The organism is Pseudoalteromonas sp. CR1, assembly GCF_019392235.1.
In the GTDB taxonomy this organism is placed as follows: Bacteria; Pseudomonadota; Gammaproteobacteria; order Enterobacterales; family Alteromonadaceae; genus Pseudoalteromonas.
The window spans coordinates 1-376 of sequence record NZ_JAHXRM010000069.1; the positions used below are offsets into that span (position 1 = coordinate 1).

At 72.9% G+C, this 376-nt stretch carries 1 protein-coding gene; it reads left to right on the forward strand.

The features are described 5' to 3' along the window. Positions 1 to 122: 122 nt before the first annotated feature. A partial coding sequence (locus tag KZZ04_RS18515; protein ID WP_219423699.1) for a hypothetical protein occupies positions 123 to 376 on the forward strand: 254 nt, incomplete at its 3' end.

The following is a 376-nucleotide window of genomic DNA, read 5'->3' on the forward strand; positions in this document are numbered from 1 at the left end:
GCCGGCCCGCCTCGACGCGCTCCAGATCGCGGCCCGCCCGGTCGACACCCGCATTCGCCTGCTGATGGCCGACGGGACCCCGGTCCCGTTCCTCGCGGGCACGATCTCGCTGGAGTGCTGAGATGGCTGCTGGCCCACTTCCCACCCTGGCGTCGGTGGTCTCCATCGCCCCGCGCATCGAACCACACGTGGTCGAGGTGGCCGTCTGGTATCCGTTCGGCGCGGCGGACGAGGCTGTCGCCGCCGCCGCCGCGCGGGTCGAGGAACTTCTCGCTCAGCCCGACCTCGGAGCCGCAATCGTCAGCGCGCCGACCGATCTCTCCGATGACGGCCCGCGCGTGGCCGACACGGCCTTCGTGCAGGCGATCGCCCGGCT